We start from the raw sequence: 23,950 nt of genomic DNA, 5'->3' as shown, positions 1-23,950 counted from the left end.
GTTCAGTCACGGCCTGGATACGCGAAGCTGAAGCTGAACGGGATGTGGTATTTGCCTATCTGAATTGAGCCGCTCACCGTCACCGTGCCCGATGACGGCAGACTGGCAACAGGTACCGGGGTCGTCGCGCAGCCGATTCCAAAGAGCGCGTTGACGAAGATCCAGCGCGTCTCGGTTGCCCCCTGGTTGCCGGCCTGATCAACCGCGGCGTAATTGAGGATGTAGGCGCCGCTGGTCAGGAACGGCACAGTGCCGGAGGTCCCGGTGATCGTGGTGTTAAGCGCCGGATTCGGGAGCGGTTGCCCGGAGGTCACCTTCGCAAAGCCGTACTTGATGGCGGTGACGCCCGCCAGGTTGTCGGTTGCCGAGAAGACGGCATTGATGCCGAAGGAGTCGTAGCACGTGGCGTCGAAGGCAATGGCGCCGGGATTGACGACCACATGTGCCGTCACGGTCACCAGCTGACGCCCGTTCAGCGGTCCGGGCTGGCTGGTCAAGGTCGTCGTCGGCGGCGTCTTGTCGATGTCGATGCCGCCGAAGGTCACCGGGGCAGCGGCGTTACCGGCCTTATCCATGCAGGTCCCGGTCGCCGATTGGTTGGCGCCTTCGGTCGAGATCGTGACCGGGCTGGATAGCGTCGCCACGCCCGAGCGATCGTCGGTGCAACTGAAGCTGACGGTGACCGTCTGGTCCGTCCACGTCCCGCTCGTGTAGGGCTTGCCATCCGCAGACGTCGCGGTCGCCTTCAGGACCGGAGCCGTTTCGTCGATGTTGATGCCGCCCTGCACGGCTCTCGCCCTGTTTCCGGCCAGGTCGGTGCAGGTCCCGGTCGCCGATTGATTGCTGCCCTCGGTTGCGATCGCGGAGGTCACGCTGGCCGCAACCGGCCCGGACAGCGCGTCCGTGCAGCCCCACGTGAGGGTGACGCTGGTCTTGTTCCAGCCGTAAGCGTTGGCCGGGGGTGTCTGACCCATGAACGAAATCGACGGAGGCGTCTTATCGATGTCGATGTTCGTTACCGACGTCGAGGAGCTATTGCCCACCAGATCGGCGCAGCTCCCGTTTACTGACTGGTCCTTCCCATCAGCGCTCAGCGTCACGGGAGGGGTGACCGTGGATGCGTTCACTCCTGAACCGCCGTCGGTGCATGCGAAGCTAACCCGCACGCTCTGATTGGTCCAGGCGCCCGACACATACGGTTGGCTATCGGTCGTGGTGATCGCACCGGCCGTGATCGTTGGCGGCTTCTTGTCCACCTTGATGCCGCTTATCGGGCCGGCGGTCGCGCAGTTGTTGAGCACGTCGCAGACCTGGTGCGAGCCAGTCGAGGCGTTCGCGGTTTCGTTCCCGGACGCAACGCTCGTCGAGAGCGTGAAGGTGGCATCGGAGGGATTTGCCAGGCCGGACCCAGAGTCGGCGGCCGTACACGTCAGTGAGACATCGGTCGCGTGCCAGAGCGCATCTGGCGCCGCGCACTGGATGGTCGGCGCCGTCGTGTCCACCTGCCAGGCGTAGCTGACGTCCTGACTGCGGTTCCCCGCGGCATCCGCCGCGCGGACCGTGAAGGTGTGCTGGCCGTCGCTGAGCTGTGTGTAGGCGACGCCTGACACGCACGATCCGAAGCTGCCTGTGTCGAGCTTGCAGAAGGAGGTGAAGCCGCTGCTGTTGTCGGGATCGGTGATCGTCCATGTAAAGGTCGCCTGGTTGGACTTGGTCGGATTCGCGGGTTTCGTCGTCAATGTGACCGTCGGCGGCGTCACGTCCGGGATCACGTCCGTGACCCTGATCGCCTCGGAAACCGTAAGCCGAACCGCCGGCATCAGGAGTACCGCATCGCCTACGTGGATTAGCTCGGCATCTCTCGTGAGGGCGGCCGGGACCAGACTGACCGTATCGGTCACAGCAACGGGCTCGCTCTGGTTGGAGAGCACAGAGCCCACCAGCCCCACCACGTCGTGCACTACGATGGCTTCCAGCTGGTTCAGCAGCTGCGGAACACTTGCGTGCGCCGTCAGCGCGCTGGCCGCCGCGGACACGGCAAAGATCGCCGGGAACGCCCAAGCGAACTTCCTCCTCATCGACGTCCTCGATCTCTTAAGTAGTGGATTAGGAGAAGCTGATATCCACCTTGAACTGAACGATCTGGCCGTTCGATACCAGAACTTGTGGCGAAAGAATTGTGGACGTGAAGCTGGAATAGATGCCCGTGGAGGCAAATAGGCAAGTGGCCGGCGCGGTTGATGCCTGGCACGGGTACATGCCTGTCAAGACCTTATTGAAGCTGATGTCCGCCTGCGCCGTGTAGCTCCCGCTCAAGATGACGTGCCCGGGGGTAGCGCCGCTGACGTCCAGGGGACCGTTAAGGCCAAGATCGTCCGTCGCATTGCTAAGCACTACCGCACTCGCGCTGTTCGCGTAATAAGCGAGGAGCTCCCACGCACCCATCGACCTCTGGCGCGTCAGCAACAGGGCAAGCACCTGATCACCGCTGTACGAACCAGTTGTGAGCGCGTTCTCGAGCTGGCGCGACGCGACCAACCGCCCACTCCGGTCCAGTACGTTGATCGTCCACCATCCGTGGACCGTGATCCCCTGGACCGGCGCAGCCGCGTGGTGGTTGGAGGCCTGGGACGACGACGCCGAAACCGGCGCCTTGACCAATTGGCCCCACGCCGGTAACCGGCCGACAGCTACGCCGGAGCCGACGCAGAGCAATGCAGCGGCGGCAATCATAAGCACGCGACCCGGTCGCTTCCCTCCAACAGCCATGGTTCCCTCCTTAAAGGCCCGACCGCGTCTGTCGCTGAAGACGGACCGCGGTGCAGGTAGCGTAGCCGCAACAACGAGTGATTTCTAGCCACCAGGGCCTACCAGCCGAAAATTGCACGAACGGATACCCAAAAGGGCAACCCCGCTGGGACAGTCGCTGAGCGCCTGCCGACGGCGTTGATAGAATCTCAGCCCGTGCTGCTGAACGGCGCCCTGCCGCAACCCATCACCTCGGCGCCGCTGGTGATCCTGATCTACGCGGTCCTGCTGCTGATGTTGGCGAGCGCACTGGCGAGCGTGGTGCTTCGAAACACGCTCTACGCCATCGGCGCCTTCGCCGCGACCATGGTGCTCGTCGCGCTGCTCTATCTCACGATTGCCCCCTTCCTGTTGTTCGCGGCCCAGCTGCTGGTCTTCACGACGGTCAGCGCGGCGCTCCTGGTCGGTCTGCTACGCCAAACGGCCGGATTGGAGTCGACCCAGGAGCCCTTCAGCCGTGATTGGATCGTCGGGGGAGCCGTGGCCGCGGCCCTGCTGGCGTTGCTGATCGTGGTCATCGCGACCACGTCGTGGCCGATTCGCGCGACCACGAGCGCGGCGACCGGATTCGGCGCGACGCTGACCAATACCTACGTCGTTGGCCTGGCGGTCCTGGTTGTCATCCTCGCCTCCGCCGCGCTGGGCAGCGGACTGCTGCTCGCGGCCCCCACCCTGCCCTCCACCAGAGAGCGCGATCGAGCGCGCGGGTCACGCCGATGAACGCGGGGCTCAACCTGATCCTGGCAGCCTCGGCGGCGCTCTTCGCGGTCGGCGCCTTCGCGGTCATCGCCAGGCGCAGCGCCGTGCTGATGCTGATTGGCACCCAGTTCATGTTCATCGCCGGATGCATCGCGTTCATCGCGTTTGCCCGCTTCGGACTCGGTGCGGGGAATGCGACGTCGGGCGCAGCGGTCGCGATCTTCGCCGGCGCGACGGCCGTCGCCGAGCTCGCCGTCGGGCTTGCGATGGCGGCGCTGATCTACCGTGAACACCGGAGCTTGGCTATCGACGCGGACCGCGGGTAAGGGTCGCGGACGTGATGCTCAGCCTGCTTGCCGCGGCGCCCAAAGGGCCACTCGACACCTGGAGCCCTACCCTGCTGGCGCAGTTCGCGCTACTGCTCCCGCTGGTCGCGCTCCTCGTCATTCTGGCCTTCACCGTCGACTCGCGGCGAGTGAGTGCGGCGATCTCGATCATTTTCACGCTGGCCTCGCTGATCTGCGCGCTGCTCGTTGTCGCGATCGAGGTCGCCCACCCCCTGCACCTCGAGCGGCCGGCCACCTTTCTTCAGTTCTTCACGGGGCAGTCCGGTGCTGCCTCCGAGTTCACGTTGCCATGGGGGGTCCTGGCGGATCCGCTGGCCGCGAGCGCGGGGCTCGCGGTCGTCCTGGTGAGTCTGCTCGTCCAGGTCTATGCCCTCTCCTTCATGCGCCGGGAGGATGGCGTCGTGCGCTTCTTCTGCGTCCTTCTCTTCGCCACCTTCGCGATGTTGGGTGTGACGCTGTCGCTCAGCTACTTCGAAATGCTGCTGTTCTTCGGGATGGTGACGGTGTCGACCTACCTGTTGATCGCTCACTGGTGGCAGCGCGAGGAAGCGACGTCCGCCGCCACCCGCGCCTTCATCATCTCGGCGATCGGTGACCTCGCGCTGCTCGCCGCCGTCGCTTACATCTACTTTCGTTTCAGCGAGCTCAACTTCCAGACGCTGGCGGGCCAGTACACCGGCGGGCGCGTCGGCTCGAACGGCCTCTTCATCATGGCGATCCTCGTCTTCATCGCCGCGGCGGCAAAATCGGCGATCTTCCCGCTGCACGTGTGGCTGCCGGGCAGCGCCCAGGCACCGGCGCCGGCCGCGGCGCTGATCCACTCCGCCGGGAGCGCGGTCTGTGGCGTGTATCTCATCGCCCGCACCTACGCGCTGTTCCACGTCAGCCCTCGAGCCCTCGCGCTGCTCGCCATCGCGGGCGCGCTTTCGGCGGTACTCGGCCTACTTTGGGCGCTCTTCCAGGACAACCTGAAACGCGCGATCGCCTACACCACCATGGCCGAACTCGGCTTGATGCTGCTGGCGCTTGGCATCGGCGCCTATGGCGCCGGCGTCTTCGAGCTCTTTACCCACGCCTGGCCGAAGGCACTGCTCTACCTCGCCGCGGGTGTGATCATCCGCGAACTCCGCACCGAGCGGCTCGCGGAGATGGGCGGGTTGTGGGGACGGATGCGCTTCACGGGTTGGCTGATGCTGATTGCGGTTGCCGCCGGCGCGGGCATTCCTCCGTTCAGCACCTTCTGGAGCAAGGACGCCATCATGTCGAAGGGGCTCGCGCTGAGCAGCCCGCTGGCGATCGTGGTGATCGTGGCGGTGACCTTTCTTGGCGCGATGGCGCTGGTTCGGATTTTCGCGCTCGTCTTCACCGGCGAGACGGCCCGCCGGCGCCGTTTCGACCCTGAGCGGATTCGTGACGCCGGCGGCCGCATCGCCTTCGCCATGTCGTTGCTGGCCATCGCCAGCATCATCGCCGGGTTCCGCGGGTTCGGGGTGCGGACCGATCCCATCGCGTTGATCACATTCCCGGGCGTACCGTTGCCCAACTCGCACTACGTGGCAGCCGTCGTGATCGCCGTCACCGCCGTCGCCGGCGCGGCGGTGGGCTGGCTGGTGTACGCGCGCCGGCTGGCCGTGCCGGCCGCGCTTCAGCCTGTTCGCCGGGTGATGGGGGAGGGGCTCTTCGTTGATCGGGCCTACCGGCTTGGCGCCGCCTTCGTCCTGCTCCCCGTCAGCCGCGCCACGGGATGGGTCGAGACGCACGTCGTGGATGGGGCCCTGGACCTGATCGCGGACAGTGTCGCCTTCGCCGGGCAGCCGCGCGGCTGGCTGGCGCAGGTGCGAGCTCGCCAGCTGCTGATCGGTCTCTTCGCGGGTGTCGTCGCGTTGGGGGCCATCACGATCGTGCTTGCCGGCCGGATCATTGGGAAGGCAGGATGACCCTTCTCCAGGCCATCCCGACGACGACGGCCACGCCCGTCCCACTGCCCACGTTGCTGCTCAGCGCGATGGTCTGGGTCCCGGCGCTTGCCGCGCTCGCGCTGCTCTTTTTCCCAGCCCGGACCGAGCTGCATCGGCAGCGGATCCGGTCGTTCGCGATCGCCGCCACGGCGCTGGAACTCGCCTTTGCCGTCTTCATGTGGTACGGCTTCCGAGACCAGAGCGGGGCCTACGCCTATGAGGAGACGCGGCAGTGGCTGCCGGCCATCGGCTCGAGCTATCACCTCGGCGTCGACGGCATCAGCATGCCACTGCTGCTCCTCAGCACCTTCCTGTTCCTGTTTGCCGTTTTGTCGTCGAGCCGCGTGCGCGAGCAGTCGAAGGAGTACCTCATCCTGCTGCTGGTTCTGGAGACCGGCGTCGTCGGTGTCTTCGCCTCGCTCGACTACGTGCTGTTCTTCCTCTTCTGGCAGATGCAGGCGGTGCCGATGTTCTTGCTCATCGCCCGCTTCGGCGGCCCGCGCCGGCTGCAGGCCGCGTGGAAATTCCTGGCCGTCGACATCGCGGGAAGCGCGCTCCTCTTACTGGCGATCCTCATCCTCTATTTCAAGGCACCGGTTCGGACCTTCGATATCGTGACGCTCCACGACGTCGTGCTGCCGACCGCGATCGCGACGCTGATCGCCTGGCTCTTTTTCATCGCCTTCGCCGTCAAACTTCCTGTCTTCCCATTCCACACCTGGTTCATCGACGCGCAGGCAGAGGCATCGGCGCCGGTCGCGCTGATCCTTGGCGGGGTCCTCGTCAAGCTCGGCGGGTACGGCATCATCCGCGTCGACGTCGGTGAGTTCCAGGATGCGTTCCACAAGTTCGCCGGCGCCGTCGTCGTGATCGCCGTGGTCACGGTTCTGTGGAGCGCGATCGCTGTGCTGGCGCAGAACGACGTGCGGCGCCTCGTCGGCTACGTCGTGATGAGCCACATGGGCCTCGTCCTGCTGGCGGCCGCCTCCAGCGCGCCTGTTGCCCTCAACGGTGCCATCGTGCTGATGGTTGCCGACGGTCTCACCGCCGCCCTGCTCGTGCTGCTGGCGGCGGCCATCGTCGAGCGCACGGGCACGACCTCAATACGGGCCATGGGCGGAATGGCCGGGCAGATGGGGAAGGGGGCCGTCCTCTGGATCTTCGCCGCGCTGGCCGCCATCGGGTTCCCCGGTCTCGCGGGCTTCCTCGGCCAGTTCATGATCGTGATCGGGGCCTACCCGACCCATCGCATCGCCACCCTTGTGGTCCTGCTGGGCGTGCTGGCGGTCGCCGGCGCCATGATCGTGACGGTCCAGCGGATCTTCTTCGGTACCGTGCCCGAGCGGCATGGACGGTTCCGCGACCTCGGGACGCTCGAGCTAGCCAATACCATCGGGCTGCTGTCGCTGATCCTGGTGCTGGGCCTGCTGCCCGCTGTCGTGATGGACAGCATCAACTTCTCGGTGATCACCCTCCTCTCGCGAGGCGGCGGATGAAGACCGTCGGCAACCTGCTCGCCTTTTCGCCGGAGCTGTGGCTGTTGGCGGGGGCGATCGTCGTTTTCCTCGTGGCGCGATTCGTGCCCAGCGTCTCGACGACGACGGTCGCACTGGTCACCCTGGTCGCAGCATTCCTGGCGTTGGCGACGCAATTCAAGCAGACGATCAACATCCTCGACGGTGCCTTCCTGCTCGACGGCTTCGCGATCGTCATCGACGTCGTCGTGCTGGCGGCGGCTGCCCTCACCCTGCTCGCCAGCCGGGCCGACATCCTTCCCGGCGATGGAGATGCCGGCGCGCTTCCGGGCTTCTTTCTGCTGGCCACCATGGGTGCGACGCTGGCTGCCTCCGCCGGCGAGATAGTCTCGCTCTTCCTGGCATTGGAGCTGCTCGCCGTCAACCTTTATGTCTTGAGCGTGCTGGCGCGGCGCGGCCTCGCACCTGCCACCGCCGGGCTGGGTTACCTCGTGGCGGGCACGGCGAGCTCGGCGCTGCTGCTCTACGGTCTCGCGCTCGTCTTCGGCTTGACGGGTGAGACCCAGCTGCGGGCCACCGGCCGAGCGATGGCCATCCTCGGGCCGAACCAGCCGGCCGTGTTGCTGGCACTCAGCCTGATCCTGGGCGGCTTTGCGCTGCGCATGGGACTGCTCCCGGTGCGTTGGTGGCCCCGAGGCTTCGAGTCGGGCGTGCCCTTGCGCGTCGTCATGTTCGTGCAGTCGACCGGCGTCGTGATCGCCTTCGCGGTCTTCGCCCGCATCGCCGCGTCGACCTTTGCCAGCAGCCGGATTCCGTACGCGGCGGTCTTCGCCGGCGTGGCGGCGGTGGTGATGACCGGTGGGAACCTGCTGGCCCTGATGCAGACCAGCGTCCGGCGCCTGATCGTCTACTCCACGATGGCACAGGGCGGATTCGCCCTGGCTGCCTTCACCGACCTCAAGGGTCTGGGTCTGAGCGCGCTGTTGGTCTTTCTGGTGGCGCTGGCGCTGAGCAACATCTGTGCGTTCGCCGCCGTCATCGCCTACGCGCGCTCGGTGCACAGCGATGCGATCCGTGACCTGGCTGGGATGTCGCGCGCCGCACCCGGCCTGGCGATCGCGCTCGCGATCGCGCTCGTCTCACTGATCGGGCTGCCACCCGTCGCCGGGTTCTTCGGCAAACTGCTCATCCTGCAGGCCGTGGTCAATAGCGGCTACGCCTGGCTCGCGGTGGTGGGCGTCGCCAATATCGGGTTCGCCGCCTTCGGCTACCTGCGCGTGCTTCGCATCGCCTTCGTCGACCCGCCGGTGTTCGAGGTCGTGCCGGCTCGGCTCGACCGCGGCATTCAAGTGGCGGTCTCCCTGTCCTCTCTGGGTGTGGTCTTTCTGGGACTGCTGCTCGGGCCCCTCTACGCCGCCGCCAGCTACGGCACGGCGGCACTTTTTCACTAAGAGTGATCGCACCCCCACTCTGACCCTCCCCCGCAAGCGGGGAGGGAAAATTGTCGGCGCGTGGGGTAACCTTCGGCCCAATGTCCTCGTTTACCGGGCGCCCCATGGGTCCTCCCCCCGCCCGGCGCCGGCGACGCGGCTCGCGACGCCATCCCACGGTTGGAGCGCCGGCTCGCCTACCGTCCAGCCGGCGGGCTGCGCCGCACTGGCTTCGCCGCATCCTGCTCCTCACGACGGCCGGTCTGCTCGCCATCGTAGTCGGGACGGGGACGCTCCTTTACACCTACGCGGGAGAGCTACCCAGCCTGGACCACCTCAGCGCCCGCAACCTGCCCCAGACGACTCGGATCTACGCGCGGGACGGGGTCACGCTGCTCGAAGAGCGCTACCAGCAGCGACGCACGGTCGTCCCCCTCAACGAGATGTCCTGGGACCTGCGACACGCCACCATCTCGATCGAAGACAAGGACTTTTACAACCATGGGGCGGTCAACCCGGTGCGGATGCTCGCGGCGGGCGTCTACGACCTGCTGCACCAGCGGGCGGCCCAGGGTGGCAGCACCATCACCCAGCAACTGGTCAAGAACTACCTGCTGGACTCGAGCAGCCGCAGTCTCGACCGGAAGGCGCGCGAGCTGGTGCTCTCCATCCAGCTGGAGCGGCAGTACACGAAGGACCAGATTCTCGAGATGTACCTCAACACGATCTTCTACGGCAACCAATCGTTCGGGGTGGAGGCGGCCGCGCAGACCTACTTCGGTACCTCCGCGCGCCGTCTCGATCTGGCGCAGTCGGCCTTCCTCGCGGGCCTGCCGCAACGCCCAAGTTATTTGAATCCCTTCTTGACCGAGGGCTACGCGCATGCCCGCGGCCGCCAGCGTGACGTCCTGAGCGCGATGGTGCGCGACGGTTACATCACCGCCGCGGTCGCAGACAAGGCATATGCGGAGGATCTGGCGCCGAAGCTGGCGGCCGCGCATCAGGCGGCGGTCGGCCAGCGTGCCTCAATCGCCCCGCACTTCGTCGATTACGTCTGGAGTGAGCTGGAGCAGCGCTACGATCCGAGCTACCTCTTGCGAGCCGGCCTGAAGATCGTGACGACGCTCGATCCCAAGACCCAGGCGCTGGCGCAGCAGGCCGTCCACGACGGCATCAGCCGTTACGCCAAGAGCAACCGGGTCAACAACGGCTCGATGCTGGTCATGAACCCACACACCGGTGAGGTGCTGGCGATGGTGGGCAGCGCGGACTACTCCAACGCCGATATCGGCGGCCAGGTCAACTACACCACGGCGCTGCGTCAACCCGGCTCGTCGTTCAAACCGTACACGTATATCACGGCTTTGATGAATGGCTGGACGCCGGCATCGCCTCTCGATGACAGCAACGGTGCCCACGCCTTCCCGGGCTACCCGGTGCACGACTGGGACGCGCGCGAGCTCGGCACGATCGCGCTGCGCGATTCGTTACAGAAGTCGCGCAACATCTCGTCTGTGCACCTCTTCAAGGACGTCGGCATCCAGAAGGTCTTCGCGACGGTCCGCAGCCTCGGGATCAATACCCCGCTCGATCCGAGCCTGCCGACCACGCTCGGCGCCAGCGAACTTCGCATGATCGACCATGTCTCCGCCTACAGCGCGTTCGCCAACGGCGGCCATCGCGTTCGAGCCCTGGCGGTCCTCGAGGTTCGGGACGCCGCGGGCGCCCTCCTCGAGTCCAACCCGCCGCAACCCGATGCCGGGGAGCGGGTGCTGCCGGCCTCGGCGACCTACCTGCTGACCGACATCCTCAAGGGCGCCGTCCATCCCTCGATGGGGTTCCCGGTCGCCGCCAAGTCCGGCACCACCACGGATTTCAAGGATGCCTGGTACATCGGCTACACATCCGACCTGGTCGTCGCCTCCTGGATGGGCCGGACGGTCAGCCAGCCCACCCCGCACAACGAGTCGATGAACGGGCTGTGGGGCGAGGTCGGGCCGGCGTCCTCGTGGAGGCAGTTCATGAAGGCCTACTACGGCTCCAAGAAGCCCGCCGATTGGGCGCGCCCGGCCGACGTGGTGCAGATGGCGCTCTGCAAGCTCACCGGGCAGCCCGCGCCCGCGGACGTGGCGCCCGAGCTGGCGATCCAGGACCTAGCGGTCAAACCGGATCCCGCCCTGCCCCTCGCCAGCTGCGGAACACCCACCCCGGCCGGCGGGGCGCCTCCAGGCGGCGCCGCGGGGCTCCCAGGCGCGCTGCCGTCGCTGCCCCCGCTTCCGAGCACTTCGCCACCGCCGATCGTACCCTAGGTGCCAGACTGAACGGTCCTTGACGCGTCGCGCGAAAGCGCCTTTACTCAGGTGATGGTGCGCCGCCCGAGCGAGACGTCGAAGGGGAAGGACGAGCCTGACCTCCCGCCCAACATTTTCGTCATCGGCCTCCTCCACGACCTCAAGCGGGGCGGCTATAGCTGGCAAGCCTGGGGCGCGTTCTGGCGTGCCTCCTGGATCCGGTCGATGCAGATCTTTGGGATGAACGAGGAGCTGCGGGCATCCTGGCTGCGCTTCACGGTCGCCGGGGTGTTCGGCATCGTGCTGGCAAGCCTGGCGGTGTTTCGCTCCTTCGGCCTCACCGATGCCATCTGGTTCATCGCAACCAGCCTCGTGGGCTGGGGCGTGCTGATGTTCGATCTGGCCCTGCACCTCGGGCTGATGGTCAACCTCGAGTCTGGCGAGCTGCAGCAATCGCTCGGCTGGCCGAACCGCCTCACCGAGCTGCGAGGGCTGGCGGCGGTCTGGGTCGCCTGGGGCGCGCATTGGGCCAGCGGCGGCGTCTACATCCCACTGGTCCTCGTGTTCGGGCTGGCGGCGTTCACGGATCTACTGGACGGCTGGCTGGCCCGCCGTCGCCATGCCTCGACCCGCTGGGGCCGGCTCTACGACCCCTTCATGGACGGGCTCTTCTTCAGCGTCGCCGCGATCTCGCTGGCCGTGATCGGCATCCTGCCGCAGTGGCTGGCCGCGCTCGTCACGCTACGCTACGCCTTCCCGATCGTGGGCGGCATCACGTTCCTGCTGATCCGCCGCCGCACGCTTCGGGTCCGCCACACGCCCTGGGGACGAGCCTCGTCGGCGGGGATCGCGCTGACTGTCTTTGCGGCGGCGGCGGCCGCCGCGCTCGGGCTGCCCTTCCACGTCATTGCGCCGCTCTTCTACCTGGCCGTCGGGCTCACGGCGCTGGGTGCGTTTGTGACCATCTTGATCAAGGGCATCGAGCAGATTTAGCTGGCTGGACCCATCGTCGCTGTCGTCCTGATCGGCCTCGGTATTGGCCTACTGCTCTGGTGGGGCACCCGCTTGCCGCCGACCCGTCCGCGTCCGGGCAGCCGTCACCGCGGGGAGACACTGATGGACGTCCACAAGCGATGGCAAAAGCGCCGGCGCCAGCGGTAAGGCGGCCGCCCCTCGCGGGAACTGAATGTCGCCTCGCGATGTACTTGAGGCGATGAGGCTCGCCGTTATCGCGTGTGTGCTCGCCACATTGCTCGCTGGCTGCGGGCAGAGTTCGGCGTTGCTTCCTTCGTCGAGTCCTCAGGCGACGGCGAATGCCGCCACGTTGCTGGCGCGACCGCTGAAGCTGCCGGCGGTGCGGTCGGGATCAGCGTGTCCGGTGACACCCGTCGTCAGCCGGAAACTCGGCATCGGAGATCCGCGCGGTCACGGACCCTTCTACCTGGGTGGGCCGATGCCGCATGGCCATTTCCCATGGAACAAGACCGTCTGGGTCCTCGCGGACGGCGCCCGCGGGCCAGTGCTATTTCGCGGCGGTCGTGTGGATGGAAGCGGCTCGCTCAAGTTCAGCGGGAGTCCCGCGGATCACTCGGACACGGGGGTCACGCTGTCATCTGGAGGCGGGGTGAGCGCCACCTTCTATGAGCGCGTGATCGATCTGGGGACCGAAGACGCCTTGTCCATCTACCCGGCGACAATCGGTTGCTACGCTCTCCAGGTTGATGGCCCCTCATTTGAGGACGTCGTAGTCATCACCGCCGACTGACCGTCGGGCCAGTTGCTCAGGCGGTCGGTCGTACACCCCCGCCGGCGGCGCGTTCATGAAAATAATGGAGGATCTGTACAGAGCCCTCCAGCCGGCGCTCAACCCGCTGGTCGGGGATGCCACCGATCTCGTCGTCCTCGCCGATGGTTAGTGTCTGTTGCGGGCGGACGTTGTCCCAGATCTGCCGCACGGTAGCGAGCGGGGCGTTCCACGGCACGTACACGTAGCGTCGGTCGGGAACCTTTCCGCGCGCGTCGCGCTCGGCTCGGCCGAACACCTCCTGCGCGGTGCGGTCATTGAGGTACGGGTCGACCACCTCCATCAGGTTCGGCGGGCCGCTGCGACGTGATGGAGCCCCCTCATAAAGGAAGACGATCGGTTGTCCATGGGCAGCGGTCGCGGCGGCATCGACGATCGCCTCCGCCTCCACCGGCTCGTGAGACAGGATGGCAAGCACGTTGCAGGGGCGCATCCGCCGGCCCCGCGCGATCATCACGATCGGATGCTGTTCGCGATGGACATGGGGGAAGACAGCCGGTAGGCCATGGTGCTGCTCGAGGTAGTACGTGGTCACCGCAATGATCATCCCCACCAACGTGATCCCGCCGCCAAACAGGGTGGCGAGCGGCTTGGCGAACAGGTTCGTCGTCCAGGCCAGGGTCACCAATGCGGTGGTCAGGACTCCCACATAAAATGCCACCCCTCGCCAGTGGTCGTGCCATCTCACGATGTCAAGCGCAATACATGTCATTGAAAAGGCGCCGAGCAGTCCAAAGGCATAGAGGTCGCCGAGAAGCCCGACGTTGGCCCGCGACAGGATGACGATCGCGACCGGAATACCGACCGCCAGGCCGATGGCAACGGTCGGTGTGTCCCGCAGCCGGTTGCGCCGCTCGACGATCCGCGGCAGAAACCGCATCTTGGAAAGCGCCAGAAAGACGTGGTAGCTGCCGATCAGCGCGGTGTTGCTGGCGAAGACCAAAAGGAGCGAGGCACTGATGGCGACCGACCACGAAAGCCACTGGCCCGCGGCATAGCCTCCGAGCAAGGACACGAACTGATTGGGGTCCGCGTTCTTCGCATTCGAGAGTAGCGTGGTCGACCACAGCGTCAGGAGCGGGCTCGTCAGCCCGATCGTGATCACCACGAGGAGCATTGCCCGACGTGCCACCTTCTTTCGCGGCTCGGCCATCGCCGGCGAGAGCTGCGCGATGCTCTCCAGTCCGGAGAATGCCAGAAACGCGCCGGCATAGCCGGTCAATAGGGTCAGCGGCGTCAGGTGAGGCCCGGAGAACATGCGTGGAAAGGTTTCGCCGATATGCGCCGGCCCGACGTGGATGATCACCGCGACGACCGTGGCAAGCTGCGCCGCGCCCGCCAGGACGGCGAAAACGAGGCTGGTTTTGGCGCTGGCACTGATGCCGGCCCAGTTGAGAATGGCCAGGAGCACCAGCGAAACGACGGTCGCCTCGACCAGCACCGACTTGAGCGGTCCGACGATGATGCTGAGGTAGATGACCCCCGACAGCGCGCTCAGTGCCGCGGTCAGAAAGTAATCGACCAGTATCAGAGGCCACCCAGCGCCCCCGCGAGCGGATGGATGGCGCGGGTGGCAACCGTTACCACGCCGCCACCCTCCGGATAGCGGGCCGCAACCTCCGCGTATTTGACGGTCAACAGGATGAAGACGGCCAGCGTCATCGACACGAAGAGCGCCGCATGCGCGCCGACCTGGTTGAAGAGGATCCCGGGCGTGTAGTAGACGGAGGTGCCGATGTCGGCAAAGACCACGCCCCAGCAGAGCAATGGGCCGAGGGGGCGACCGTGATGCCGCCGTGCGACGTTCAGCGCTGTTTCCGGCTGAGCGGCCATGGCTTCGTCAAACAATAGGCTGTCTAGCGCGGGCCACAGAATTGCCAAACCGAACGTAGGGCGATCGGGCACTAGAATGCGTTCGGTGCGATTTCGGCAGCTCGCCACCATGGGGCTGGTCCTCGCCTGCGCCGCTTGCGCGACGGCACCATCCCCGGGGGGAGCCGCCAGTATCAAGGTTGGCGCGGTCTTCCCTCTGACCGGGCCGCAAGCCCCGCTCGCGAAGCAGGAATACGCCGGCGTCCAGATTGCCCGCGATCTCGCCAACGCCGACGGCGGGGTCGCCGGCGCGCCCATCGCTTTGATCACGAAGGAGCTGACATCGGAGGCCGATGCGGCCGGCCGCGCGCAGGAGCTGCAGGCTCAGGGCGTCCAGGCCATCCTGGGCTCGTACTCGAGCAGCCTTTCAATCCCTGTCAGCGTCGAGGCCCAATCGCGCGGGCTCCTCTACTGGGAAGCTGGCGCCGTGGCGGACCAGCTGACCGGTCGGGGCTATCCACTCGTCTTCCGCGTCGGGGCGACCGGCCAGAACCTCGGCACGATGGCCAGCCACTTCGCGGCGGTCGTGCTCGCGCCGCGGCTCAACATGTCGGCCTCGAGCCTTCGGATGGCGATTGTCCACAACCAGGATGGCTACCCGACCTCGGTGGCGTCGGCTGTCGCCCAACAGGCTGCGCTCGATGGCATCCAGATCGTCGCGACCGTTGTCTACGACGCGCACGGGCCCGACTGGGCCTCTGTCCTGACTCAGGTTCGGGCTGCGAGGCCCAACATCCTGGTGCTCTCCTCGTACATCGCCGACGGCGTCGACTTTCGGCGTGCCATGCTGAAGAATGGCCTTCATGTCGACGCCTTCATCGGCTCGACGATGGCCCAATGCGTTCCGGACTTCGGCGCGATGCTGGGCGCCGATGCCATCGGCGTCTTCGCCGCGGATCGGCCGCCGCACGGCTTCAACCCCAGCGCCCTGAACGAGACCGGGCGGGCGATCTACGCGCGCTTCGCGGCCGCCTACCGGCGCGAGTTCGGCAGTGACCCCAGCGAGGAATCGTTGGCAGGCTTCAGCGCCGCCTGGACCCTGTTCCACTACGTAATGCCGCGCGCCCATGACCTGGGTGCCGGCGGTATGGCGGCAGCCGCCCGCAGTCTCGACCTGCCCGACGGGACGCTGGCGAACGGTGCCGGGGTCAAGTTTGCGGCCACCCCGGAGGCGATGGGGCAAAACACGCGGGCCGCGAGCGTCATCTGGCAGTGGCAGGGTGTCCGCCACAGTGTGACGGTGTACCCGCCGGTGTTCGCGACCGGCTCACCGGACTTCATCCCGCTGCCGCGGTGATCCAGGTCCGACTCGCCGCGCCGCGGCGGGCCGCGCGGGTCACCGGCTTGATCCTGGGTGCCGCGCTCGTCCGGGCGCTGCTGTTTCCGCTTGGGGACCTGTTCAGTACGATCATCTTCGCCGGCTGTCTTCTTGCCATCACCTGGTTTGGCAATTTCTCTCCCCCGTTCGCGGGCGAGGGTCGGGTCGGGGCTCTGGCCAGGGCGGGGGCCATGGGCACTGTGCGAGCGCTGGTGGCGGGCCTCATGGTCGGGGCGATCCTGTTGGCGCCGGTCGCGACCGGGTCGCTCAGCTCGCGACCGTGGGGTGCGTTCTTACCCTGGGCTGCGATTGCCACACTGGTCGCCACACTCGAGGAGACGTCGATTCGCGGCGTGCTCTATCGGCGATGGGAGGGTGAAGCTGGCACCGTGGCTGCCATCGTCGTGGGTGCCGCCGTTTTCGCCCTGATCCACCTTCCCCGGTATGGACTTGGGGCCATGCCGCTGGACGCCGCCGTCGGGCTCGCGCTCGGTGGCCTTCGGGCGCTGACCGGGCGCGTGTGGCCCTGCGTCGTGGCCCATACCGTGGCCGACTGGGGTGCCTGGTTCTGGGCATGACCGCGCGGCGCGCCGGGTTGCTTGCCCTCACTTTGGGGCTGATCGCCGCGGCCCTGCTCCACGGCCGGGTCGCCGCCCCGCCGATCTACGACGGCATCATCGTGCCGCCCGAGCCCTATCGGTGGGAGTCGCCGCCCCCCAACCTGGCGGCCGGCAACAAGCCGCCGCTACCCGGCGACACAACGCTGCCGGTGCAGAACGGCCAGGTCGCCGGTGGCGGCGTCCAGACCGGCGACAACCAGGTCGTGATGTATTTCGGTCCCGGCGCGTTTAAAGCGCCTGCCGGGGCGACAAGCGTGAAGTGCACGATCGAGCCCGACCCGAATCCGCCAGCCCCGCCGGCAGGCGTCGAGATCCGTGGCAATGTCTACCGGGTTACGTGTGTCGGCGAACCCGGCGGCGGGCCGGTCACGGTCGTCTCGGCTTATCACCTGACGATGCGGTTCCCACCGGGCGCCTTCAAGGAGATCGAGTACAACGACGGCAGTAGCTGGCGCCCGCTGCCGACCCTGATCGCCCCCGGCGGCGACCCGTACGCCAGCGTCAACGCGCCCGGCTTCGGCGAGTACGCGGCGACCGCGCCGACAGGCGCGCCGGGCCCGAGCGTCTTTTCAGACCTCGGCCGCTATCTCGAGTTCTTCGGCATCCTGGCGTTCGTGATCCTCTTTGGGGCGATCGCGATCTTCCAGGAGATCCGCCGCCGACGGCACCAACAATCGGCGAAGCCACGAATGACTAAACCCCGCCAAAAGCGCTAGCGCGCATTCGGTATCGTGATCCTGTGAATCCACTTCATGCCAGCCTGACCTTGACCAGCTGGACATGGGAGCCAACCGTACTCGCCGGGTTGCTGGCTCTGGCCGGTGCCTACATCTGGTTGTTGCGCAGGGGGTCGTCGGCATCGTGGTCGCCGCTCGCGCGGGTGTATTTCTCGGGCGGGTTGCTGACACTCTTTCTCGCCCTGGCCTCCCCGATCGATACCGGTGGCGATCGCTACCTCTTCAGCCTGCACATGCTCCAGCACCTGCTGCTGGCGATGATCGTTCCGCCACTGTTGCTGCTCGGCATGCCTGCGCAATGGCGGGCCTTCAATCGGTTCCGGGTGTCGCCGCTTGCGGCGAACGTGATCTTCAACCTGGTGCTGGCCGCCTGGCACCTGCCGTTCCTCTACGAGGCGACGCTGCGGAATGAACCGCTGCATGTCCTCGAGCACATGACCTTCCTCGCGGCGGGGGTCCTTTTCTGGTGGCCCCTCCTGGTACCGGCGGACCGCCGGGACGCCATGAGCATGATGGGAAAAATCGCGTACCTCGGCTTTGCCGGCGTGCCCCCGACGATCCTGGGCCTCGCGTTCATCCTCTCGCCGGTCGTGATCTATCCCTTCTATGCCGCCGCGCCGCGAGTGACGCCACTCTCGCCGCTTGACGACCAGCTGATCGCCGGGCTGGTCATGTTCGGCCTGGGAAACCTGATCTACTTCGCGGCCATCTGGGTGATCTTTTTCCGACTCGATGACAAAGCTGCCACAGCTGGCGATCGAGCGATGGTCGAGGTCGAGAGCCCTGCCACAATGAGGCGATGAAGGCACGGCCGTCGGCGACCGAGGCGCTGCATACCTCGGGATACCGGCTGACGATGCAGCGCCAGCTGGTCTGGGACACGCTGCGGCAGAGCAAGAAGCACCTCAGCGCCGAGGACATCCTGGCCCAGATCCGCCGGCAATATCCCCGCTTCAACCTGGCGACGATCTACCGCTGCCTCGAGGTGCTGGAAGAGCTGGGTCTCGTCAAAGAGACCCGGATCCGGGACCGCGCCTACTACGAGCTAGCCGAAGAGGGGACCGATCACTACCACCTGGTCTGCGACCAGTGCGGCTCGACGCTGCACATCGAGGGCGACCACATGGTGCCGGTGCTCCACCACATCACGGACGAACATGACTTCGTGGTGAGTAACGCCGATCTCGTCGTGCACGGCCGCTGCGCGCGCTGCCAGGCCAAAGCGTCGCGGACTCGCTAGCCACCCAACTGCGAAGATAGGGACCGATGGCTGAGCCGGAGCCTGTCCGCCAGACGCAACCGCTGCACGAGTCCGATGCCGACAAAGGCGGGCTTGGCCGGTCCCTTCGCGACATCATCCTCGGCGGCCAGGACGGCCTGGTCAATGTCCTGGGGCTGGTGCTCGGCGTCGCCGCCGCGACGGCGCAGCTGCGGATCATCCTGGCGGCGGCGCTAGCCGCCACCTTCTCGGAGTCGATTGCCATGGCCGGCGTGATCTATACCGCCACCCTGGCGGAGCGGGATTACTACATGGCGATGCTGGCTAAAGAGCAACAAGAAGTCGAGGAGCTGCCCGACGTCGAGACGGAGGAGGTGCGCCAGATCTTCCGCGACAAGGGCCTGCATGGCGAGGTGCTGGAGCGCGTCGTGAAAGAGATCACCAGCGACAAGAAGGTGTGGGTGGAAACGATGATGCGCGATGAGCTCCATCTCATGCCCGGTGCCGGTACGAACGCGGTTGGCCGTGCGCTGGTCACCGGGTTCTCGACCCTGATCGGCTCGCTGATTCCACTGATCCCGTTTCTGTTCGTACCGCTCTTTGGGATCTCCGTGACCGCGGCCACCATCATGGCGGTGCCGCTGTGTGCCGGGGTGCTGTTTGCCGTCGGCGCCTACAAGGCGCTGACGCTCGTTGGCGATTGGCGAATCAGCGGTCTTCAGATGACGATCATCGGCATGGTCTCCGCCGCGGCGGGCTACGGAATCGGACGCCTTTTGCATGTGAGCGGCGCCTAACGACCAGGCTACAAGCCGGCGGGGAAAGTGAAGGGCTGCGGACCGGGTGACGTGCCGCCAACGTCGAGCTGAATCAGCGTGTGCGCGTTGAGGGGGATCGATCGTGGATCCCCGTTAAAGGGCCGGCCGTCGACGTAGGCGGTGACGGTCCCGTGTGCCGGCCCGACCTGCGTCGCGCTCAACGGCTGGTTCCAGATATCGAAGTAGTTGCCCAGCGTGTAAACCCGCTGGCTTGGTGACTCGACATGGATGATCCCGTCCGCCGTGTGGGAGTGCAGCCAGTAAAAGCACGTGCCCGAGACCACGAAGGGGCCCGCCGAGGTCTGAACCGTCTGCGTTGGCGGAACGATGCCGATGCCTTGCGGGATGATGCGTGGCCTGCCATTCGTGTACACCGCCAGATGGGCATGGATGTGGTACACGACCTGCTCTGAGGTGTCGCAACTGATGGCGTCGACGGCCTGCCCCTGCGCCTGCTCGTCCGTTCCCGCCAGGAGTGTAAGGCTGTTGTTGGGCAGCTGGTTAACGACGATCAACGCCGCCAGGATGAGGAGCGCGGCGATCGTCCCGGCTATGAAGGCCAGCCGGCGGCGATTCGGCTTGGTCCGTCGGCGTGGCGTCCCAACTCGCCCCGAATTCGTTCGTCCCTGAGCGGCCCGTGCTGGCCCGGGCTGAGAGCCGCTGGCGACCCTCTTTCGCTTGCCTTTCTTGCTCACGCGATCAGTATTGCTACCCGCGGTGAACTCTGATCAATCTCTTACGGAACGCGGGTTATACTCCGGGCGATGAGGCGATTCCCCACGGGGCGCCTGTTTGCCACGTTCGTGCTCGCGGCACTGCTCGAGCCGGTCGGTCATGCCGCGGCCTACGCCCTCCGCTACGGTCCATCGATGGCCTGGAAAGTCCAGTCCCAGGGCAGTCACGCGTACTACCCGAGGATCTTCTCGCTGAGCGCGCTCTCGTTGCTGGTCGCACTCGCCCTTGCCCTGATCGCGGTGGTGTCGATCCGCCTGATCCTTGGCAATCGCCGGGTCTCGACGACGGGGCTGCGCGGCACGTTTCTGGTGCTGGCCATGGTTCAGTGTTCGCTCTTTGTCAGCAAGGAGACGCTGGAGGCGCTGTCGGTCCGGATGACGCCTGACGTCGCGGCGATGCTCATCCTTGCCATCTGCGTCCAACTCCCCCTGGCGGCGCTGGCGGCGTGGGTGGTGGCCTGGCTGCGGGCGTACCTCGCCCTGGGCGCAGAGGCGATGCGGGTCATCTTCGCCGTTCACGTACGCGTGCCGGCCAGGCCGCTGGCCATTCGAGCGCTTCCCTCCCCGGTATGGCCGGTCGACCTTCGCGACCAGCGATGGTACCGGCGTCGCGGTCCGCCCCGCTCGATCTGACGTGACGTCGGCCGCGCTCGGGCGCGGCATGAAACATCATCCGTCAAGGAGAGCATCATGCGCAGGTTCATTCCGTTCCGTCTGCTTTCGGCCGCCGGTGTCGCGACCGTCGTCGCGCTGGCCGCCGTCGTCCCCGCGTCGGCTCACGAGGTGCGCACCGTCGGCGCCTACCAGTTCACGGTTGGCTGGCTGCACGAGCCAGCTTATGCCGATGAGCAGAACGCGATTCAGTTCCTGCTCAAAGACTCGAAGGGCAACCCGGTCAGCGACCTGGGGGATACCCTCAAGGTCGAGGTGATTTACCAGGCGCAGAAGATGCCCGCGCTCAGCCTGACGGCGACCTACGATCCGGATACCGGGCTCGGCATGCAGGGAGAGTATCTGGCCAGCCTGATCCCCACCCGAGCCGGCAATTACACGTTCCATTTCACGGGCACCGTCAAGGGCCAGGCCGTCGACCAATCGTTCACGTCCAGCCCCACCACCTTTGATGCGGTGAAGGAGCCGACGGCCGTCGAGTTTCCCGCACAGGATCCAAGCCGCGGGCAAATCGCCCAGAAGCTCGACCGGATCGATCCCAGGATTACCGCGGCCCAGGGGACGGCAAAGAATGACGCCGAGCTGGCGCGCAACCTGGCGATCGCCGGCATCGTACTCGGTGCGCTGGGGACCGTGGCCCTGATCATCACGCTGACTCGCGGCAGGAGGGCGGCGGCCCGCTAGCGTGCGCCGATTCGTTACCGCGGTCCTGCTCTCGCTGACCGGTGTGCTCAGCGCCGGCATGGGCGCCGACGCGCACGCGCTGATGAGCTCGTCGACGCCGGCCGATGGCGCGAACCTCGAGCGTGCCCCCACGCAGGTGAGCATCACCTTCACGGAGTGGCCGGACCCACGCCTGTCGGTTATTCACGTCCTCAATGTCGGTGGCCGGCGGCTGGAAAGCAGTGGCGTGCGCCCTGTGCCGGGTGACCGCTCCACGCTGACCGTCGCGTTGCCGTCTCTCCCCAATGGCGTCTACACCGTCACCTGGACGACGGTCTCGGCCGTCGATGGTCACGTGGCCGGTGGATTCTTTGCCTTCGGGGTCGGTGCGTCGCCAACGGGCTCATCCCCGCCTGGCGGTGCGGCGGCACCGTCGACGCCCCCGCCGTCGCCACTCGGCATTGCCGGCCGCTGGCTTTTTTACGTGGGTCTCGCTGTCTTGCTGGGTGGGACCTGGATTTCATTGTTCGCCTTCCGGGCTCCGTCACGACGGCTGCTCACGATGGCGGGCGCCGGCGTCGGTGTGGCAGTGATCGGCCTCGCGGTCGCCGCCGAGGCGGAACGGGAGGCGGCGTCGGTCACCTTGGGAGACTTCGTCTCCACCTCGCTCGGCGGAAACCTGCTCGAACAGGTCGTTCCCATCGCGCTCGCTGGGGTCGCCCTGGCCGTGGCCTGGCGATGGCGCGCCCCCAACAATCGCGTCGTGCTCGGCGCGGCGGGCGCCCTCGCATTGGTCGCCATCTTTACCCACGTCCTGACCACGCACGCCAGCGCGAGCCATGTGGCCTGGCTGATGTTCCCGGCTCAATGGGCTCATCTGACGGCCTTTTGCGTCTGGATCGGCGGACTGAGCGCGTTGCTCATCGGTGTGCGCGGTCTGCCGCGCGACCTCGCCGCGCGCGCGGTCCGACGATTCTCCTTCGTCGCCGCGTTCGCGCTGGTCGCGGTCGGGGTCACCGGCGCCCTGCGGGCCATCGATGAGGTCGGAGCATTATCGCGCCTCTGGTCGACGGTGTTCGGCGGTCTGGTGCTGGTCAAGGTCGGCCTCTTCGTCGTCCTCGCGGGGCTGGGGGCGATCAACCGCTACCGCAACGTGCCGAGGGCCGAATGGAGCCTGACCGGTCTGCACCGGGTCGGCCGGTTCGAGGTCGCCGTCGCGGCTGTCGTCATCGGGGTGGCGGCGGTGCTTACCGCCCTGCCGCCGCCGAGCTATACATCGGCCACGGCCGCGTTACCTCCGCAGCAGGTCGTGGTCGATGGCCACGATCAGGGGACCACGGTCAGGGTGCGACTGATCGCCATACCCGGATATCCGGGCTCTAACCGTTTCACCGTCAGCATCCGCGATTACGACACCGGCCGGCCGGTCGACGCCACAAGGGTCGCGCTGCGGTTCGCGTTCCCCGGGCGCCCCAATGTTGGAGAATCGACGCTCGAGCTCAAGCCGAAAGGCAATGGCTCCTACAGTGCGACCGCACCGACCGTCGCACTGGCGGGTCGATGGAGCGTGACGGTGGTGGTCGAACATGGCCTCGATTCGGCCGAGGTGCCCCTGATGGTTACGACGGCGGCTCCACCGGAGCGCATCAGCGCACAGGTCATCGCCGGCCTGCCGACGGTCTACACCGTTGAGCTGTCGAAGGGTCGGTCGCTGCAGCTCTATGTCGATCCGGGGACGGCGGGCAACAATGCCGTGCACGCCACGTTCTTCCAGGGAAACGCCGAGCTCCCAATGACCGATGGGACGGTCATCAGCGCAACGCCCGCAACTGGACCCACCCTTGACCTGCAGGCATCGCGCTTCGATAAGGTTGGACACTTCATCGGCCAAGGTGCGCTCGGCGCTGGACGCTGGCGGTTCGATATCACCGCTACGTCGGCGGATGGCGACACCTACCAGGCTAGCTTCGAGGAGACCATCAAATGAACAAGCGGCTGCTCGCCGCGGTCACCGGCGCGATTGTCACCCTCTCCGCCTGCAGTCTGCCGCTGATCGGCCAAACGCCGACGCCGAGCCCGAGTGCGAGCGCGCGGCCCAAGTCGACGGCGACCCTCACGATCGCGCAGCCGTCTGCCAACACCGTGGTGACGACCGCCACGCTTCACGTGGAATTCCACCTGGCCGGGGCCCGCATCGTCGACGTCACGACCAAGAACCTGACCCCAGATACCGGCCACATCCATCTCTCCATCGACGGCCGCCTGATCTCGATGAATTATCAACTGTCACAAGACGTCTCCATGCAGCCGTTTGCGCCCGGGCCGCACGTGGTGCAGGGCGAGTTCGTGGCCGCCGATCACATCCCCTTCGACCCGAGGGTGATCACCAAAGTCATCGTCGAATATCAGCCTGCCCCAACGCCATCGCCTTGATTCGAAGGGCTGGCCGTTGGCCCAGCTCCTCGCCCCAGCGGGGTAGGACGGC

At 66.5% G+C, this 23,950-nt stretch carries 23 protein-coding genes; 18 read left to right on the top strand and 5 right to left on the bottom strand.

Going from position 1 to position 23,950, the window contains the following annotated elements; translation table 11 throughout:
- Positions 1-2: 2 nt before the first annotated feature.
- Together VHK65_15070 and VHK65_15065 are read right to left on the bottom strand one after the other, a co-directional pair.
- A complete protein-coding gene (locus tag VHK65_15070) occupies positions 3-2,078 on the bottom strand; it encodes a hypothetical protein (GenBank protein ID HVS07467.1) in 2,076 nt (691 codons plus the stop codon).
- A gap of 28 nt (positions 2,079-2,106) precedes the next feature.
- Positions 2,107-2,769 carry a hypothetical protein gene (locus VHK65_15065; GenBank protein HVS07466.1) on the bottom strand — a complete coding sequence of 221 codons (663 nt, stop codon included), beginning with the start codon at positions 2,767-2,769 and terminating at the stop codon, positions 2,107-2,109.
- Between the two features lie 195 nt (positions 2,770-2,964).
- Here VHK65_15065 and VHK65_15060 point away from each other — a divergent pair, with 195 nt between their 5' ends.
- From VHK65_15060 to VHK65_15025, 8 genes are all read left to right on the top strand, one after another.
- Positions 2,965-3,528 carry a hypothetical protein gene (locus tag VHK65_15060; protein ID HVS07465.1) on the top strand — a complete coding sequence of 188 codons (564 nt, stop codon included), beginning with the start codon at positions 2,965-2,967 and terminating at the stop codon, positions 3,526-3,528.
- Positions 3,525-3,833: an NADH-quinone oxidoreductase subunit K gene (locus VHK65_15055; protein ID HVS07464.1), complete on the top strand. Its 309-nt coding sequence runs from the start codon at positions 3,525-3,527 to the stop codon at positions 3,831-3,833. Before VHK65_15060 ends, VHK65_15055 begins: the two co-directional genes overlap by 4 nt.
- Positions 3,834-3,847: 14 nt before the next feature.
- A complete protein-coding gene (locus VHK65_15050; GenBank protein ID HVS07463.1) occupies positions 3,848-5,791 on the top strand; it encodes a proton-conducting transporter membrane subunit in 1,944 nt (647 codons plus the stop codon).
- Positions 5,788-7,308 (top strand): NADH-quinone oxidoreductase subunit M, encoded by a 1,521-nt coding sequence (locus VHK65_15045; GenBank protein HVS07462.1) that lies wholly within the window; start codon positions 5,788-5,790, stop codon positions 7,306-7,308. Before VHK65_15050 ends, VHK65_15045 begins: the two co-directional genes overlap by 4 nt.
- Complete coding sequence (locus VHK65_15040) at positions 7,305-8,738, top strand: proton-conducting transporter membrane subunit (GenBank protein ID HVS07461.1); 1,434 nt, start codon at positions 7,305-7,307, stop codon at positions 8,736-8,738. Before VHK65_15045 ends, VHK65_15040 begins: the two co-directional genes overlap by 4 nt.
- 104 nt (positions 8,739-8,842) lie before the next feature.
- Positions 8,843-11,026 (top strand): transglycosylase domain-containing protein, encoded by a 2,184-nt coding sequence (locus VHK65_15035; GenBank protein HVS07460.1) that lies wholly within the window; start codon positions 8,843-8,845, stop codon positions 11,024-11,026.
- 54 nt (positions 11,027-11,080) lie between these two features.
- Positions 11,081-12,001 (top strand): CDP-alcohol phosphatidyltransferase family protein, encoded by a 921-nt coding sequence (locus VHK65_15030; protein HVS07459.1) that lies wholly within the window; start codon positions 11,081-11,083, stop codon positions 11,999-12,001.
- Positions 12,002-12,221: 220 nt separating this feature from the next.
- Positions 12,222-12,773 carry a hypothetical protein gene (locus tag VHK65_15025; GenBank protein ID HVS07458.1) on the top strand — a complete coding sequence of 184 codons (552 nt, stop codon included), beginning with the start codon at positions 12,222-12,224 and terminating at the stop codon, positions 12,771-12,773.
- Positions 12,774-12,789: 16 nt separating this feature from the next.
- On the opposite strand, the gene VHK65_15020 is transcribed toward VHK65_15025, so the two are convergent.
- Both VHK65_15020 and VHK65_15015 read right to left on the bottom strand, forming a co-directional pair.
- Positions 12,790-14,337 (bottom strand): APC family permease, encoded by a 1,548-nt coding sequence (locus VHK65_15020; protein ID HVS07457.1) that lies wholly within the window; start codon positions 14,335-14,337, stop codon positions 12,790-12,792.
- 2 nt (positions 14,338-14,339) lie between these two features.
- Entirely contained in the window at positions 14,340-14,645 is a 306-nt protein-coding gene (locus VHK65_15015) for a hypothetical protein (GenBank protein ID HVS07456.1), read from the bottom strand.
- An 85-nt stretch (positions 14,646-14,730) separates the two neighbouring features.
- Between VHK65_15015 and VHK65_15010 the strand changes: the two genes are divergently transcribed.
- Genes VHK65_15010 through VHK65_14985 form a run of 6 tightly spaced genes read left to right on the top strand, consistent with a single transcriptional unit; the run spans position 14,731 to position 19,375 of the window.
- Positions 14,731-15,981: an ABC transporter substrate-binding protein gene (locus tag VHK65_15010; protein HVS07455.1), complete on the top strand. Its 1,251-nt coding sequence runs from the start codon at positions 14,731-14,733 to the stop codon at positions 15,979-15,981.
- Positions 15,978-16,580: a CPBP family intramembrane glutamic endopeptidase gene (locus VHK65_15005; protein HVS07454.1), complete on the top strand. Its 603-nt coding sequence runs from the start codon at positions 15,978-15,980 to the stop codon at positions 16,578-16,580. Before VHK65_15010 ends, VHK65_15005 begins: the two co-directional genes overlap by 4 nt.
- The gene (locus tag VHK65_15000) at positions 16,577-17,338 is read left to right on the top strand and encodes a hypothetical protein (protein ID HVS07453.1); all 762 of its coding nucleotides are present in this window, start codon (positions 16,577-16,579) and stop codon (positions 17,336-17,338) included. The genes VHK65_15005 and VHK65_15000 overlap by 4 nt, the downstream gene beginning before the upstream one ends.
- 23 nt (positions 17,339-17,361) lie before the next feature.
- Positions 17,362-18,162 (top strand): cytochrome c oxidase assembly protein, encoded by an 801-nt coding sequence (locus VHK65_14995; protein HVS07452.1) that lies wholly within the window; start codon positions 17,362-17,364, stop codon positions 18,160-18,162.
- Positions 18,159-18,599: a Fur family transcriptional regulator gene (locus VHK65_14990; protein HVS07451.1), complete on the top strand. Its 441-nt coding sequence runs from the start codon at positions 18,159-18,161 to the stop codon at positions 18,597-18,599. Before VHK65_14995 ends, VHK65_14990 begins: the two co-directional genes overlap by 4 nt.
- 26 nt (positions 18,600-18,625) lie before the next feature.
- Positions 18,626-19,375 (top strand): VIT1/CCC1 transporter family protein, encoded by a 750-nt coding sequence (locus VHK65_14985; protein HVS07450.1) that lies wholly within the window; start codon positions 18,626-18,628, stop codon positions 19,373-19,375.
- Positions 19,376-19,383: 8 nt separating this feature from the next.
- Here VHK65_14985 and VHK65_14980 read toward each other — a convergent pair whose 3' ends face one another.
- The gene (locus VHK65_14980; protein ID HVS07449.1) at positions 19,384-20,091 is read right to left on the bottom strand and encodes a hypothetical protein; all 708 of its coding nucleotides are present in this window, start codon (positions 20,089-20,091) and stop codon (positions 19,384-19,386) included.
- 69 nt (positions 20,092-20,160) lie between these two features.
- Here VHK65_14980 and VHK65_14975 point away from each other — a divergent pair, with 69 nt between their 5' ends.
- The 4 genes from VHK65_14975 to VHK65_14960 are packed head-to-tail and all read left to right on the top strand — an operon-like array spanning position 20,161 to position 23,898.
- Positions 20,161-20,763 (top strand): hypothetical protein, encoded by a 603-nt coding sequence (locus VHK65_14975; protein HVS07448.1) that lies wholly within the window; start codon positions 20,161-20,163, stop codon positions 20,761-20,763.
- A gap of 57 nt (positions 20,764-20,820) precedes the next feature.
- Positions 20,821-21,486: a hypothetical protein gene (locus VHK65_14970; protein ID HVS07447.1), complete on the top strand. Its 666-nt coding sequence runs from the start codon at positions 20,821-20,823 to the stop codon at positions 21,484-21,486.
- Position 21,487: 1 nt separating this feature from the next.
- Positions 21,488-23,452: a FixH family protein gene (locus VHK65_14965; GenBank protein HVS07446.1), complete on the top strand. Its 1,965-nt coding sequence runs from the start codon at positions 21,488-21,490 to the stop codon at positions 23,450-23,452.
- Complete coding sequence (locus VHK65_14960) at positions 23,449-23,898, top strand: hypothetical protein (GenBank protein HVS07445.1); 450 nt, start codon at positions 23,449-23,451, stop codon at positions 23,896-23,898. The genes VHK65_14965 and VHK65_14960 overlap by 4 nt, the downstream gene beginning before the upstream one ends.
- Positions 23,899-23,950: the final 52 nt, after the last annotated feature.

The organism is Candidatus Dormiibacterota bacterium, assembly GCA_035544955.1.
Classification (GTDB): Bacteria; Chloroflexota; Dormibacteria; order CF-121; family CF-121; genus CF-13.
Note: the sequence above shows the minus strand (reverse complement) of the source record. Positions and strands in the feature narration are given on the sequence as shown.